We start from the raw sequence: 11,534 nt of genomic DNA on the forward strand, positions 1-11,534 counted from the left end.
GTGGTCTTGAGCGCCTCGTCGAACGTAAACGGGCTGCGGGGACGTCCTGGACGGAAGATCGCCCAGGAGGGGAACGGGATCCGGACGGATGTTCAGGCCTTTGCCCGTACATGTTCAGTACGTGAAACCCGTGTGCCCGGGTGGTTTCCGGTCTGAAACCATGGGGGTCATGAGCCCTGCAACCCCTCCCACCGAGCGCCGGGTCTCCGCCCGAGTCGGCGCGATCTCCGAGTCCGCCACCCTCGCCGTGGATGCCAAGGCCAAGGCCCTGAAGGCCGCCGGGCGGCCGGTGATCGGCTTCGGCGCCGGTGAGCCGGACTTCCCGACCCCGGACTACATCGTCGAGGCGGCCGTCGAGGCCTGCAAGAACCCGAAGTACCACCGGTACACGCCGGCGGGCGGTCTGCCCGAGCTGAAGGCCGCTATCGCCGCCAAGACGCTGCGCGACTCCGGCTACGAGGTCGACGCCTCGCAGATCCTCGTCACCAACGGCGGCAAGCAGGCGATCTACGAGGCCTTCGCGGCGATCCTCGACCCGGGCGACGAGGTCATCGTCCCGGCGCCGTACTGGACGACGTACCCGGAGTCGATCCGGCTGGCCGGCGGCGTCCCCGTGGACGTCGTGGCCGACGAGACCACCGGCTACCGGGTCTCCGTCGAGCAGTTGGAGGCCGCGCGCACCGAGAAGACGAAGGTCGTGCTCTTCGTCTCCCCGTCGAACCCGACCGGCGCGGTCTACAGCGCGGAGGACGCGGAGGCCATCGGCCGCTGGGCCGTCGAGCACGGCCTGTGGGTGATGACGGACGAGATCTACGAGCACCTCGTCTACGGCGACGCGACGTTCACGTCGCTGCCGGCGGTCGTCCCCGAGCTGCGCGACAAGTGCATCGTCGTCAACGGCGTCGCCAAGACCTACGCGATGACCGGCTGGCGGGTCGGCTGGATCATCGGCCCCAAGGACGTCGTCAAGGCCGCGACGAACCTGCAGTCGCACGCCACCTCGAACGTCTCCAACGTGGCGCAGGTCGCCGCCCTGGCCGCCGTCTCCGGCGACCTGTCGGCCGTGGAGAAGATGCGCGAGGCGTTCGACCGGCGTCGTAAGACGATCGTGCGGATGCTCGACGAGATCGACGGCGTGCTCTGCCCGGAGCCCGAGGGCGCGTTCTACGCGTACCCGTCCGTGAAGGCGCTGCTCGGCAAGGAGATCCGCGGCAAGCGCCCCCGGGACACGGTCGAGCTGGCCGCGCTCATCCTGGAGGAGGCCGAGGTCGCGGTGGTGCCGGGCGAGGCGTTCGGCACCCCGGGGTACCTGCGGCTGTCGTACGCGCTGGGCGACGAGGACCTCGTCGAGGGCGTGAGCCGCATCCAGAAGCTGCTGGGGGAGGCCAGGGACTGACCCCCTCCCCAGCCTGCTCACGCGAGTGGTCAGCGGGCCGTCTCCTCCGGGAGGCGGCCCGCTGCTGTGTGCGAGCAAGACCACGTTCGGGGAATCGGCTACCCGGACGACGCCCGCGTACGGCAGGATTCCTGAATGGAGCGCGTACGTGATGTCTCTGAACTGCCGAAAGCCCATCTGCACCTGCACTTCACCGGTTCGATGCGGCCCACCACCGTGCTGGAGCTGGCCGACAAGCACGGTGTGCGCCTGCCCGAGGCGCTGACCGAGGCGCTGACGAGCGGGGAACCGCCGAAGCTGCGGGCCACCGACGAGCGGGGCTGGTTCCGCTTCCAGCGCCTCTACGACGCGGCGCGTTCCTGTCTGCGGGAGCCGGAGGACATTCAGCGGCTGGTGCGGGAGGCGGCGGAGGAGGACCTGAAGGACGGCTCGGGCTGGCTGGAGATCCAGGTCGACCCGACGTCGTACGCACCCCGGCTGGGCGGACTGATCCCGGCGCTGGAGGTCATCCTCGACGCCGTGGAGACCACCTCGCGCGAGACCGGGCTCGGGATGCGGGTGCTGGTCGCGGCGAACCGGATGAAGCACCCGCTGGACGCGCGCACCCTGGCCCGGCTGGCCGTGCGCTACGCCGACCGAGGGGTGATCGGCTTCGGGCTGTCGAACGACGAACGCCGGGGCCTGGCGCGCGACTTCGACCGGGCGTTCGCGATCGCGCGGGACGGCGGCCTGCTGTCCGCCCCGCACGGCGGCGAGCTGACCGGGCCGTCGTCCGTCCGCGACTGCCTGGACGACCTGCACGCCGACCGTCTGGGGCACGGGGTGCGGGCGGCCGAGGACCCCCGGCTGCTGAAGAAGCTCGCCGAGCGCGGCGTGACCTGTGAGGTCTGCCCCGCGTCGAACGTGGCTCTCGGGGTGTACGAGAAGCCGGAGGACGTGCCGCTGCGGACCCTGTTCGACGCCGGGGTGCCGATGGCGCTCGGCGCCGACGACCCGCTGCTGTTCGGTTCGCGCCTGGCGGCCCAGTACGACATCGCCCGCGATCACCACGCCTTCACGGACGAGGAGTTGGCCGAACTGGCCCGGCAGTCGGTACGGGGTTCGGCGGCGCCGGAGGACGTGCGGCGAAAGCTGCTGGCGGGCGTGGACGACTGGCTGGCGTCCTGAGCCGTCCGGCCGACGCCCGGCGGGACCGGCCGGCGTCCGCCGCGACCCGGCCGGCGCCCCGCGCGGACCGGTGGGCGTCCTGCGCCCATGGGCCGGCGTCCTGCGCCGACCGCCCGCCTCGTGAGCCGACCGCCCGCCTCGTGAGCCGACCGCCGCCCCGCTCGTGAGCCCGACGACCGCCCCTCTCGTGAGCCGACCGCCGCCCCGCTCGTGAGCCGACGACCGCCCCTCTCGTGAGCCGTCAGGCGGCGACGGCGGCCAGGAGGGTGCGCGCGAGGCGTGCGGCGAAGCCGTCCGCCTGCGGCCGCTCCCCCGTCGCGTCGTAGGCGAAAGCGCGCTGCGCGCAGGCCCCCAGCAGCAGCGAGGCCGCGGCGAACGCGTCCGCGTCCGCCCGCACCCGGCCCACCGCCTGCTCGGCCCGCAGGTAGGCCGCGAGCTGCTCGATCGGCACGTGCGGGCCGGCGCCCAGCTTCCTCATGGTCTCGTCGTGCCGCCCCTTGAGCTGCTTCTCGGCGTACAGGGAGGCCGCGATCGGGAAGCTCTCCTCGTAGAACAGAGCGGCCTGACGGGCGATCTCGGTGAGGTTGCCCTCCAGCGTGCCGCGCCCCGGCTCGTCGACGAGGCTGCTGAGCAGCGGGGTCAGCCGGGGCAGACGTTCCGTGAGGACCCGGATGAACAGCTCCTCCTTGCTCGCGAAGTACTTGTACAGCGCCGCCTCGGAGCAGCCGGCCGCCTTGGCGATCTCCTTGGTGGTGGCGCGGGCCAGCCCGACGGTGAGCATCAGCTCGTGCGCGGCGTCGAGGATGCGGACGCGGGCCGGTCGTTCCATCGGATTCCCCTCTTGACGAGTGAGTGAATGCTTACCCACTCTAGAGGAGGCAGGGGTGAGTGAACACTCACCCACCTGACCGGAGTGGGGAGCACGCCATGAAGTTCACCGTTTTCGGCGCCACCGGGGGCATCGGCCGGGAGGTCGTCCGCCAGGCCCTGGACGCCGGCCACCAGGTCACGGCCGTGGTACGGGATCCCGCCGGGCTCGGCGTCACCGGCGACCGCCTGGAGGTGGTCCGCGCCGACCTGACCGATCCACAGCCGCTGCGCACCGCCGTGACCGGCCGGGACGCGGTCCTCTCCGGCCTCGGGGCGCGCCGCCGCAAGGACGCCGGCGTCGCCGCCCGGCTCACCCGCACCGTGCTGACGGCCATGGAGGCGGAGGGCGTGCGCCGGCTGCTCGTGGTGAGCGCCGCCCCGGTCGGGCCGGCCCCCGCGGGCGACGGCGCCCTGGACCGCACCATGCGCTCCCTCGTCTCGGCGGCCCTGAAGGACGTGTACGCCGACCTGCGGGAGATGGAGGCCGAGCTGGCGCGCAGCGCCACGGACTGGACGGTCGTACGCCCTCCGCGCCTGCAGAACAAGCCGCTCACCGGCTCGTACCGCACCTCGGTGGGCGGCTTCCCGCCCCGGGGCCGGTTCATCGGCCGCGCCGACGTGGCGCACGCGATGCTGACGATGGTGACGGACACGGGAACGGTGAAACAGGGGGTGGGGGCGGCCTACTAGGGCCGTTGCCGGGACAGGGCCGTTGCCGGGGCCAGGGCCGGGCAGGCGGCGAACAGCCCCTACAGCTCGACGCCCACCATCACGGGCTCGTTGACCAGCGTGATGCCGAAGGCCTCACGCACCCCGTCGACCACTTCGCGGGCCAGCGCCAGCAGGTCGTCCGCGGTGGCCGTGCCCCGGTTGGTGAGGGCGAGGGTGTGCTTCGTGGAGATGCGTGCGGGCCCGCTGCCGTAGCCCTTGGTGAAGCCCGCCTTGTCGATCAGCCAGGCCGCGGAGGTCTTGGTGTGTCCCTGTCCCGCCGGGTAGGCGGGCGGTTCCACGGCGTCGCCGAGCCGCTCCCGCACACGCGCGTGGAACGCCGCGAAGTCGGCGTCGGTGAGGATCGGGTTGGTGAAGAACGAGCCGGCCGACCAGGTGTCGTGGTCCTCCGCGTCCAGGACCATGCCCTTCCCTGCGCGAAGCTTCAGCACGGTCTCGCGGGCGTCGGCGAGCGGCACGCGGTCTCCGGGCTCGACGCCCAGCGCGCGGGCCGTCTCGGCGTACTTCAGGGGTGCCGACAGCCCGCCCGCGTCCTCCAGCGCGAACCGGACACGCAGCACGACGTACCGCTCGGGCTCGGCCTTGAAGCGGCTGTGACGGTAGGAGAAGGCGCACTCCTCACCGGTGAGGACGACCGTCTCGCCCGCCCGGCGGTCGTAGGCGACGACCTCGGTGATCGTCGAGGAGACCTCCTGGCCGTACGCCCCGACGTTCTGGATCGGGGTGGCGCCCGCCGAACCGGGGATGCCGGCCAGGCACTCGACGCCGGCGAGCCCGGCCTCCACGGTGCGGGCGACGGCGTCGGTCCACACCTCTCCGGCGGCCAGTTCGAGCCGCGTCCCGACGAGCTCGTAGCCGCGCGTGGCGATGCGCAGGGCGATGCCGGGGAAGCCCTTGTCGCCGATGACGAGGTTCGAGCCGCCGCCGACGATCAGCAGCGGCGTGCCGTCGGCGTCGGCCTCGCGCACGGCGGCGACCACCTCGGCGTCGGTCGTCGCGGTCACCAGCCTGGCGGCGGGACCGCCCAGCCGGAAGGTGGTCAGCGGGGCGAGCGGGGCGTCACGGAGTTCCTGCACGCGCCCAGCCTACGAGACGGCGCCGACACCGGTCCGGCCACGTCCGCCGACGGAAGCCGAAACGCGTAAGGGGCGCCTCTCCATGGAGAACGCCCCTTACCGCACCGCCTGCTGTCGGTCGCCTGCCGGTCGTCCCGGCGCGGTCGCCCTTCAGGCCAGTCGTACGACGGCCCGAGACATCCCGAGAACCTTCAGCCCGCCGCTGGTCACCGTCAGGTCGACCCGCACGGTGTTGTCGTCGAGCTTGGCGCCGACCTTGCCGGACACCTCGATGACCGCGCCCTGGTCGTCGTTCGGGACGACGACCGGCTTGGTGAAGCGGACGCCGTAGTCCACGAGCGCGCCCGGGTCGCCGGTCCAGTCGGTGACGACGCGGATCGCCTCGGCCATGGTGAACATGCCGTGCGCGATGACGTCCGGCAGGCCCACCTCCTTGGCGAACTTCTCGTTCCAGTGGATGGGGTTGAAGTCCCCGGAGGCCCCCGCGTACTGCACGAGCGTGGCGCGGTTCACAGGGAAGGACTGGGCCGGCAGCTCCGTGCCGACCTCGACGTCGTCGTAAGCGATCTTCGCCGTCATCGGATTCCTCACGCCTTCCCGTCGGCCTGCGTCGCGGCTTCCGCGGGCTCCGCCGCGCGGGCGACGAGCTTGGTCCAGGCGGTCACGACGTGCTCGCCGGCCTCGTCGTGCACCTCGCCGCGGATGTCCAGGATGTCGTTGCCCGCCATGGACTTGACGGCCTCGATGGTCGAGGTGACCGTGAGCCGGTCGCCGGCGCGCACCGGGCGCCGGTAGGCGAACTTCTGGTCGCCGTGCACCACGCGGCTGTAGTCCAGGCCCAGCTGAGGGTCCTGGATCACCTGCCCGGCAGCCTTGAAGGTGATCGAGAACACGAACGTCGGCGGCGCGATCACATCCGGGTGTCCCAGGGCCTTGGCGGCGTCCGGGTCGGTGTACGCCGGATGGGCGTCCCCCACGGCTTCGGCGAACTCGCGGATCTTCTCCCGGCCGACCTCATAGGGATCGGTGGGCGGGTAGGTCCGCCCGACGAAGGACTGGTCGAGCGCCATGGGCCTCGGCACCTCCTGATTTGCTCCGCGCCGCCCTGGAACTGCGTCGCTCTACTGATCGGTACGAGTCGCTCAACGACACGAGGCCGCCCCCGATCACTCGGGGACGGCCTCGCATACGAGCCTGAATTATCGCGTTTCGCGATGCGCGGTGTGCGCATTGCAACGCGGGCAGTGCTTCTTCATCTCCAGTCGGTCCGGGTTGTTACGCCGGTTCTTCTTGGTGATGTAGTTCCGCTCCTTGCACTCCACGCAGGCCAGCGTGATCTTCGGGCGGACGTCGGTGGCAGCCACAGGAGTGCTCCTTGACGAACGGATGGGACGATTAACGCATAGAAGAGTAGCCGATCGAAGGACCGACCCCACAATCGGCTACTGTCAGTAGCGGTGACCGGACTTGAACCGGTGACACAGCGATTATGAGCCGCTTGCTCTACCGACTGAGCTACACCGCTTTGATGGGATCGGGCCCCGCCTCGCGACGGGAACCTCACCCACCAGAGCCCCAATACGGAATCGAACCGTAGACCTTCTCCTTACCATGGAGACGCTCTACCGACTGAGCTATTGGGGCGAGCGAGGAAGACATTACACGGTCCGCAGCCGTTCACCCAAATCCGTTTCGCAGGCCCTTCCGCGACCGCCCGGAGGGCCGTCTGCCGAGGTCCCGGCAGCCTCCCGGGCCCCTTCCGCACGACGGGCCACACCGGTACGACTATTGCGCTCCTCCCCGCCCGCGCCGAACCACCGCCCTAGGCTCGACTCACTCTGCGTGATCACGCGTCCCCGTGCGACGCCTGCGTCCTCAGCGTGTGCTGCGTCACCGACGCAGTCCCGAGCCCCTGGAGCGCGATGCCCGACAGCCAGCCGCAGCCGCCCCACTCGTGGTCGTCCTCGTCCGGCGCCCGCGACGGCTCGACCGACCCGGCAGCCCTCCTGCTGTGCGGGGCCCGTCTGACGGACGGCCGGACCGTGGACGTCCGGCTGGGCCGCGGGCGCATCGAGGCGGTCGGCACGGCAGGCAGTCTGACGGCCGGACCGCCCCGCTCCGGCGCGGTCGCCGGCGCCCGCGTGGACCTCGGCGGCTATCTGCTGCTCCCGGCCCCGGCCGAGCCGCACGCGCACGCCGACACCGCCCTCACGGCCGACCTCGACGGCCCCGTCTCGTACGCCCCCCTGGACGTCCAGCGCCGCGTCACGGAGGCCGTCCTGGTGCAGCTGGGCCACGGCGCGACGGCGCTGCGCGCCCACGTCCACGTGGGCGACGTCCAGGGGCTCGGCGCGCTGGCCGCCGTGCTGCGGGCCCAGCGCTCGCTGCGCGGGCTCGCGGAACTGACGACGGTGGCGATGCCCCGGGTGCTGACCGGCACGGCGGGAGCGGACGGACTCGCCATGCTGCGGGACGCGGTGAAGATGGGCGCCTCGGCGGTGGGCGGCTGTCCTGACCTGGACCCCGACCCCACGGGCTACGTGGAGGCCGTGCTCGAAGTCGCCGCCGAACACGGCTGTCCCGTCGACCTGCACACCGACGCCGGCGACCCCGCGCGCCTGGCCCGTCTGGCCGCGATGGCCGGCGGTCTGCGCCCCGGCGTCGCCCTCAGCCCCTGCGGCGGCCTCGCCCGTCTCCCCGCCGACGCGGCCGGCCGCACCGCCGACCAACTGGCCGCCGCCGGCGTGACGGTGGTCTGCCTTCCCCAGGGCGGCTGCGCAGCCGTCGACCAGCGGGGCACGGCGCCCGTACGGCTGTTGCGCACGGCCGGGGTGCGGGTGGCGGCCGGCAGCGGGGCGCTGCGGGACGTCGGCAACCCGGTCGGCCGCGGCGACCCCCTGGACGCGGCCTACCTCCTGGCCTCCCGTCACGACCTGCGCCCCGAGGACGCCTACGACGCCGTGAGCGCGTCCGCGCGCGCCGCACTGAACCTGCCCGAGGTGCGCGTCGAGGCCGGCTTCCCGGCCGACCTCCTGGCCGTCCGCGGCGACCGGCTGGCAGGCGCCCTGTCACTGGCGTACAGCAGGATCGTCATCCACCAGGGCCGTGTGGTGGCCCGCACGAGCGCGGTCCGCGAGTACTGCGACTCGGCGGTCACCACGGAGTTGGGCCTCCCGAGACAGGGCCGCGGCGACCTCTCGTGAGAACGACGACACCGCCCCGCTCCCGAACGGACGACCCCGACGGCCTCCGCCCACCCCCACGGCTCGGACGTCCGGGCCCCGGCCGGTTCCTGATCGGGCGTCGGACGTCGGACGTCGGACGTCGGGCATCGGGCGTCGGGCATCGGGCGTCGGGCATCGGGCGTCGAGCGATTGACGAAGGGCGATGGGAAGAGGGCGGACGCCGGATGACGGATGGCGGGTGACGGACGCCGGGCGGCGGGTGCGGTGGCTGCGGCGGTGGCGGTGGCGGTGGCGGTGGCGGTGGCGGTGGCGGTGGCGGTGGCGGTGAACTCTGATCGATTCCTGCTCGATCGCTGATCGCTTCCTGCTCGGTTCACCGTCCCCTCGTGGTCCGCGCGCGGTCGGCTCGCGGTCCGCTCATGGGCGGCTTCCGGGGGCTTCTTGCGGCTTGCTGATCGGGATCCAGGTCCGGGCCGTGCGGCACACGGTGCTTCCCGGGCGTACGGTCGAAAGCATGCGCATTGTCATCGCTGGTGGTCATGGTCAGATCGCGCTGCGGCTGGAGCGTCTGCTCGCCGCGCGCGGAGACGAGGTCGCGGGGATCATCCGGAAGGCGGAACAGAGCGACGACCTACGGGCGGCCGGCGCCGAACCGGTCGTCCTGGACCTGGAGTCGGCGTCCGTCGAAGAGGCCGCCGAGCAGCTGCGGGGCGCGGACGCGGCCGTGTTCGCGGCGGGCGCGGGCCCGGGCAGCGGGGTGGCCCGCAAGAACACGGTGGACAAGGGCGCGGCGGTCCTCTTCGCCGATGCGGCCGTGCGCGCGGGGGTGCGCCGCTTCGTGGTCGTGTCCTCCATGGGCGCGGACCCCGGCCACCAGGGCGACGAGATCTTCGACGTCTACCTGCGCGCCAAGGGCGAGGCCGACGCGTACGTACAGGGCCTGCAGTCCCTCGACTGGACGATCCTGCGCCCCGGCTCGCTCACGGACGACCCCGGCACCGGCCTGGTCCGCCTGGAGGCCCGTACGGGCCGGGGCAAGGTCCCCCGTGACGACGTGGCCGCCGTCCTGGCGGAACTGGTCGACACCCCTGCGACGTCCGGTCTCGTCCTGGAGCTGATCAACGGCTCGGCCCCGGTCGCCGTGGCGGTGAAGGCGGTGGCGGGAAACTGAGACGCCGGCCCCTGGGCCCTGTGGGGGCCGGAGCCGGCCGAGGCGCGCAGGCTAGAAGAGGGGCAGTTGTCCCGGGAAATCCGGCACGACGTAGCCGTCCAAGGACGGCTGCGCCGCCCCCAGTTGGGCTGGGCTGCGGGAACCGGGGCAGGAGACCAGGTCGCCGCTGCCCCGCGCCCCCGGCGGGTCATGCCGGGCGAAGCGTCCAGCGACGACGGCGATCTCTCGACGGCACTCCGGACAGGTTCTGCGACGGCTGGACGCGCTGGACATGGGGCCAGTCTGCCCCAGTGCGCCACGCGGGTGCCCCTGGCGGGACGCGCCCCGCTCGCCGCGCGGAAGTGCCCTCGCCTCCCTAGCATCGCTATACGTGGCACATACCTTCGAGGAACTCGTGCAGAAGCAACGCGCGGCCGACGAGGCACACGCGAGGGTCGAAGAGCTGCGGGACGCCTACGGCGCGCCCACGGCCACCCCCTGGGCGGAGATCCAGACCGACACCTACGAGACCGCGTGGCGCGCCTGGCGCGACCTGGCCCGCGACGTCCAGGCCACGGTGACCGAGTACGCCAAGGACGAGAACAAACCGCGTAACGACGTCGAGGCGGAGGTGAAGAGGGCGGCAAAGTCCCCCTCCGAGGAACGTTGAGGCCACGCGGTCCCGGCCTGCCGTCCCGCCGCCCGGCCCCACACGAAGAAACCCCTCCGCTCTGCGTTTCCGCAGTTCGGAGGGGTTACTTCACTCAGCGTGGCGGCGCCAGGATTCGAACCTGGGAAGGCTGAGCCGGCAGATTTACAGTCTGCTCCCTTTGGCCGCTCGGGCACACCGCCGGGCTTGCTGCCGATTCGAACCGCTTTTCGGCGGTGCTCCCTGGCAACGACGTAAACGATACCTGATGCGCAGGGGTGCTTCGCCACCTGATTCCTCGCCGCCCGGAGGGAGCGGGGTGGCTAGGCTTGTCCGGATGCGGCCCGGGTCACGCCGGGCTCGGCGGTCACCCTCGCGTGCGCCGATTCGCACCCGATACGCACTCTGATACAAGGAGCCACAGGACATGGCCGACTCCAGTTTCGACATCGTCTCGAAGGTCGAGCGGCAGGAGGTCGACAACGCCCTCAACCAGGCCGCCAAGGAGATCTCGCAGCGCTACGACTTCAAGGGCGTGGGCGCCTCGATCTCGTGGTCCGGTGAGAAGATCCTGATGGAGGCGAACTCCGAGGACCGGGTGAACGCTGTCCTCGACGTCTTCCAGTCCAAGCTCATCAAGCGCGGGATCTCGCTGAAGGCGCTGGACGCGGGCGAGCCCCAGCTCTCCGGCAAGGAATACAAGCTCTTCGCGGAGATCAAGGAGGGCATCTCCCAGGACAACGCGAAGAAGGTCGCGAAGCTCATCCGCGACGAGGGCCCCAAGGGCGTGAAGGCCCAGGTCCAGGGCGAGGAACTGCGTGTCAGCTCCAAGAGCCGCGACGACCTGCAGACCGTCATCGCGCTGCTGAAGGGCCAGGACTTCGACTTCGCCCTGCAGTTCGTGAACTACCGGTAGCTCGCCGGGTGGGCGCCTCCCGGGCGCCCACCGGCCCGACTCCGCCCACCGGCCGCGCTCAGTCGCGCGAGTTGCCGAACAACAGGCGGTAGACGATCAGGAGCACGAGCGAACCGCCGATCGCCGCGGCCCAGGTCGCGCCGTCGTAGAAGTCCTTGCTGATGGGGTGGTCCAGCCAGCGGGCCGATATCCAGCCACCGATGAACGCGCCTGCCACGCCGATGACGGTCGTCCCGATGAAGCCGCCCGGGTCACGGCCCGGCAGCAGCACCTTGGCGATGACTCCGGCCAGCAGCCCCAGGATGATCCAACTGATGATGCTCATGCCCTGAACCTGCCCTTCAGTGCTGTGCCCGCGCTGTCCAGGCACTGTGATCCTGCTCCCGCATTCGCTCA

Annotated in this window: 15 protein-coding genes and 3 tRNA genes; 8 read left to right on the forward strand and 10 right to left on the reverse strand. The window is 71.8% G+C overall.

The annotated features are described in order from the left end of the window. Window positions 1–169: 169 nt before the first annotated feature. A complete protein-coding gene (locus Sri02f_RS22855; protein ID WP_109003128.1) occupies window positions 170–1,396 on the forward strand; it encodes a pyridoxal phosphate-dependent aminotransferase in 1,227 nt (408 codons plus the stop codon). A 135-nt stretch (window positions 1,397–1,531) separates the two neighbouring features. After that, a complete protein-coding gene (locus Sri02f_RS22860; protein WP_069770418.1) occupies window positions 1,532–2,563 on the forward strand; it encodes an adenosine deaminase in 1,032 nt (343 codons plus the stop codon). A 241-nt stretch (window positions 2,564–2,804) separates the two neighbouring features. On the opposite strand, the gene Sri02f_RS22865 is transcribed toward Sri02f_RS22860, so the two are convergent. Beyond that, window positions 2,805–3,392: a TetR/AcrR family transcriptional regulator gene (locus Sri02f_RS22865; protein WP_109003129.1), complete on the reverse strand. Its 588-nt coding sequence runs from the start codon at window positions 3,390–3,392 to the stop codon at window positions 2,805–2,807. Window positions 3,393–3,490: 98 nt separating this feature from the next. Between Sri02f_RS22865 and Sri02f_RS22870 the strand changes: the two genes are divergently transcribed. Further along, a complete protein-coding gene (locus tag Sri02f_RS22870; RefSeq protein WP_109003130.1) occupies window positions 3,491–4,123 on the forward strand; it encodes an NAD(P)-dependent oxidoreductase in 633 nt (210 codons plus the stop codon). Between the two features lie 59 nt (window positions 4,124–4,182). On the opposite strand, the gene Sri02f_RS22875 is transcribed toward Sri02f_RS22870, so the two are convergent. The 6 genes from Sri02f_RS22875 to Sri02f_RS22900 form a co-directional block, all read right to left on the reverse strand. Next, a complete protein-coding gene (locus Sri02f_RS22875; RefSeq protein WP_109003131.1) occupies window positions 4,183–5,238 on the reverse strand; it encodes a UDP-N-acetylmuramate dehydrogenase in 1,056 nt (351 codons plus the stop codon). Window positions 5,239–5,388: 150 nt separating this feature from the next. Then, a complete protein-coding gene (locus Sri02f_RS22880; protein ID WP_109003132.1) occupies window positions 5,389–5,817 on the reverse strand; it encodes a MaoC family dehydratase in 429 nt (142 codons plus the stop codon). An 8-nt stretch (window positions 5,818–5,825) separates the two neighbouring features. After that, window positions 5,826–6,308, reverse strand: a complete 483-nt coding sequence (locus Sri02f_RS22885) for a MaoC family dehydratase N-terminal domain-containing protein (RefSeq protein ID WP_109003133.1) — start codon at window positions 6,306–6,308, stop codon at window positions 5,826–5,828. Window positions 6,309–6,437: 129 nt separating this feature from the next. After that, window positions 6,438–6,602 carry a 50S ribosomal protein L33 gene (rpmG, locus tag Sri02f_RS22890; protein WP_003948671.1) on the reverse strand — a complete coding sequence of 55 codons (165 nt, stop codon included), beginning with the start codon at window positions 6,600–6,602 and terminating at the stop codon, window positions 6,438–6,440. Window positions 6,603–6,690: 88 nt separating this feature from the next. Next, window positions 6,691–6,763 (reverse strand) — tRNA-Met (locus Sri02f_RS22895). Window positions 6,764–6,809: 46 nt separating this feature from the next. Next, window positions 6,810–6,882: transfer RNA gene (locus tag Sri02f_RS22900), tRNA-Thr, on the reverse strand. A gap of 278 nt (window positions 6,883–7,160) precedes the next feature. Here Sri02f_RS22900 and Sri02f_RS22905 point away from each other — a divergent pair. The 3 genes from Sri02f_RS22905 to Sri02f_RS22915 all read left to right on the forward strand — a co-directional run bounded on the left by Sri02f_RS22905 (window position 7,161) and on the right by Sri02f_RS22915 (window position 9,594). Beyond that, complete coding sequence (locus tag Sri02f_RS22905; RefSeq protein ID WP_109003134.1) at window positions 7,161–8,441, forward strand: amidohydrolase family protein; 1,281 nt, start codon at window positions 7,161–7,163, stop codon at window positions 8,439–8,441. Window positions 8,442–8,654: 213 nt separating this feature from the next. Beyond that, window positions 8,655–8,780: a hypothetical protein gene (locus Sri02f_RS43665; RefSeq protein ID WP_281261900.1), complete on the forward strand. Its 126-nt coding sequence runs from the start codon at window positions 8,655–8,657 to the stop codon at window positions 8,778–8,780. Between the two features lie 157 nt (window positions 8,781–8,937). Then, on the forward strand, window positions 8,938–9,594 hold the full coding sequence (locus Sri02f_RS22915) for an SDR family oxidoreductase (RefSeq protein ID WP_109003222.1): 657 nt from the start codon (window positions 8,938–8,940) through the stop codon (window positions 9,592–9,594). 51 nt (window positions 9,595–9,645) lie between these two features. Here Sri02f_RS22915 and Sri02f_RS42985 read toward each other — a convergent pair whose 3' ends face one another. Continuing rightward, window positions 9,646–9,867: a hypothetical protein gene (locus Sri02f_RS42985; protein ID WP_109003136.1), complete on the reverse strand. Its 222-nt coding sequence runs from the start codon at window positions 9,865–9,867 to the stop codon at window positions 9,646–9,648. A 97-nt stretch (window positions 9,868–9,964) separates the two neighbouring features. Between Sri02f_RS42985 and Sri02f_RS22925 the strand changes: the two genes are divergently transcribed. Next, complete coding sequence (locus Sri02f_RS22925) at window positions 9,965–10,243, forward strand: hypothetical protein (RefSeq protein WP_109003137.1); 279 nt, start codon at window positions 9,965–9,967, stop codon at window positions 10,241–10,243. A 100-nt stretch (window positions 10,244–10,343) separates the two neighbouring features. Here the strand turns inward: Sri02f_RS22925 and Sri02f_RS22930 are convergent. After that, window positions 10,344–10,425: transfer RNA gene (locus Sri02f_RS22930), tRNA-Tyr, on the reverse strand. Window positions 10,426–10,649: 224 nt separating this feature from the next. On the opposite strand from Sri02f_RS22930, the gene Sri02f_RS22935 reads away from it, so the two are divergent. Further along, a complete protein-coding gene (locus tag Sri02f_RS22935; RefSeq protein WP_069770430.1) occupies window positions 10,650–11,138 on the forward strand; it encodes a YajQ family cyclic di-GMP-binding protein in 489 nt (162 codons plus the stop codon). A gap of 58 nt (window positions 11,139–11,196) precedes the next feature. Here Sri02f_RS22935 and Sri02f_RS22940 read toward each other — a convergent pair whose 3' ends face one another. Further along, window positions 11,197–11,463 (reverse strand): GlsB/YeaQ/YmgE family stress response membrane protein, encoded by a 267-nt coding sequence (locus Sri02f_RS22940; protein ID WP_109003138.1) that lies wholly within the window; start codon window positions 11,461–11,463, stop codon window positions 11,197–11,199. Window positions 11,464–11,534 lie beyond the last annotated feature (71 nt).

Origin of the sequence: Streptomyces rishiriensis (genome assembly GCF_003112535.1) — a bacterium.
In the GTDB taxonomy this organism is placed as follows: domain Bacteria; phylum Actinomycetota; class Actinomycetes; order Streptomycetales; family Streptomycetaceae; genus Streptomyces; species Streptomyces rishiriensis.

What these genes read in the sequence shown, in the direction of transcription:
- Sri02f_RS22855 (WP_109003128.1), top strand. Translation starts at nt 170, where the DNA reads ATGAGCCCTGCAACCCCTCCCACCGAGCGCCGGGTCTCCGCCCGAGTC.
- Sri02f_RS22860 (WP_069770418.1), top strand. Translation starts at nt 1,532, where the DNA reads ATGGAGCGCGTACGTGATGTCTCTGAACTGCCGAAAGCCCATCTGCAC.
- Sri02f_RS22865 (WP_109003129.1), bottom strand. Translation starts at nt 3,392, where the DNA reads ATGGAACGACCGGCCCGCGTCCGCATCCTCGACGCCGCGCACGAGCTG.
- Sri02f_RS22870 (WP_109003130.1), top strand. Translation starts at nt 3,491, where the DNA reads ATGAAGTTCACCGTTTTCGGCGCCACCGGGGGCATCGGCCGGGAGGTC.
- Sri02f_RS22880 (WP_109003132.1), bottom strand. Translation starts at nt 5,817, where the DNA reads ATGACGGCGAAGATCGCTTACGACGACGTCGAGGTCGGCACGGAGCTG.
- Sri02f_RS22885 (WP_109003133.1), bottom strand. Translation starts at nt 6,308, where the DNA reads ATGGCGCTCGACCAGTCCTTCGTCGGGCGGACCTACCCGCCCACCGAT.
- Sri02f_RS22905 (WP_109003134.1), top strand. Translation starts at nt 7,161, where the DNA reads ATGCCCGACAGCCAGCCGCAGCCGCCCCACTCGTGGTCGTCCTCGTCC.
- Sri02f_RS43665 (WP_281261900.1), top strand. Translation starts at nt 8,655, where the DNA reads ATGGCGGGTGACGGACGCCGGGCGGCGGGTGCGGTGGCTGCGGCGGTG.
- Sri02f_RS22915 (WP_109003222.1), top strand. Translation starts at nt 8,938, where the DNA reads ATGCGCATTGTCATCGCTGGTGGTCATGGTCAGATCGCGCTGCGGCTG.
- Sri02f_RS42985 (WP_109003136.1), bottom strand. Translation starts at nt 9,867, where the DNA reads ATGTCCAGCGCGTCCAGCCGTCGCAGAACCTGTCCGGAGTGCCGTCGA.
- Sri02f_RS22935 (WP_069770430.1), top strand. Translation starts at nt 10,650, where the DNA reads ATGGCCGACTCCAGTTTCGACATCGTCTCGAAGGTCGAGCGGCAGGAG.
- Sri02f_RS22940 (WP_109003138.1), bottom strand. Translation starts at nt 11,463, where the DNA reads ATGAGCATCATCAGTTGGATCATCCTGGGGCTGCTGGCCGGAGTCATC.